Origin of the sequence: Streptomyces phytophilus (assembly GCF_013870535.1) — a bacterium.
Lineage (GTDB): Bacteria > Actinomycetota > Actinomycetes > Streptomycetales > Streptomycetaceae > Streptomyces > Streptomyces phytophilus.
On sequence record NZ_JACBXC010001699.1, the window covers coordinates 1 to 1,054 of the forward strand.

Consider the following 1,054-nt stretch of genomic DNA (forward strand, 5'->3'; position numbering starts at 1 on the left):
TCGAGCCGGTCCCGTATCCCGGCCGCGTCGAAGGCGGCGGCCAGTTCGTCGCGGCCCTCGGTGAAGTGCGACCAGCTGTCGTAGTGGACGGGCACGACCCTGCGGGCGCCGAGTACCCCGGCCGCGTCCGCCGCCTGCGCGCTGTCCAGCACCAGCGGCTCGCCGCCGAAGAGCACCGGCACCCGAGGTGCGCCGGCGAAGAGGATCGCGGTGTCCACCGGGCCGAACCGTCCCGCCGTCTCCGCCACCGCCGCCGGCGAGGCGTTGTCGCCGCTGACGTAGACGACGGGCAGCCCTTCGCCGGTCAGCACGAAGCCGACGACCTCGCCGAGCGCCGCCTCCACGACCGCGCGCGGCTCCGGGCCGTGCACGGCGGGCACGGCGGTGACCGTGACGGTGCCGCCGCCGGGCCGGTCCAGCTCGGCCGTCTCCCAGTCGGCCAGCCCCCGGGCCCCGGCGCCGAGCCGCTTTCCGCCGCCGGGCGTGGTCAGCGTCAGGGGGACCTCCGCGAGCAGCGCGCGGCCGGCCTCGTCGAGGTTGTCGGGGTGCTCGTCGTGGGAGAGGAGGACCACGTCGATACGGCCCAGCCCCGCCGGCGCCGCCGCGGGCGGCGCGGTCCTGGTGAGCGCACCGCCCGGCACGTCGTAGTCGCGGGGCTGGTCGAAGGTGGGGTCGGTCAGGAAGCGCAGACCGCCGTACTCGAAGAGGGCGGTGGGGCCGCCGAGGACGCGTACGGGGAACTGCTCGGCGGTCGTGCCGGAATCGGCCATGAAGAACCTCACGGATGGCAGGTGAATTATCCGTGAGGAACCATAGCCCTGCCTCACGGATGACGGCAACCCGTACCATGAGGTGTATGCCCGAGAGCCCGACCGGCGACGACTTCGCCGCCACCCCCGCGCCGGGAGCGGTGGACTATCCCTCGCTCGACTTCGTCAACAGCGCCATGGCGCTGCCCGGCGGGCACTTCGCCGACCTCCTCGGCACCCCCGCGGGCGCCAACCGCTGGCTCACCGGACACGGCCTGGCCCCGGCGGACGCGGGGATCCGGGAG

Annotated in this window: 2 protein-coding genes; one reads left to right on the forward strand and one right to left on the reverse strand. The window is 74.9% G+C overall.

The genetic code is table 11. The features are described 5' to 3' along the window. A partial coding sequence (locus tag H5J30_RS35325; RefSeq protein ID WP_181791875.1) for an MBL fold metallo-hydrolase occupies positions 1-770 on the reverse strand: 770 nt, incomplete at its 3' end. 86 nt (positions 771-856) lie between these two features. Between H5J30_RS35325 and H5J30_RS35330 the strand changes: the two genes are divergently transcribed. Then, positions 857-1,054 (forward strand): ABATE domain-containing protein (locus tag H5J30_RS35330; protein WP_181791876.1); only part of this gene is annotated, 198 nt, incomplete at its 3' end.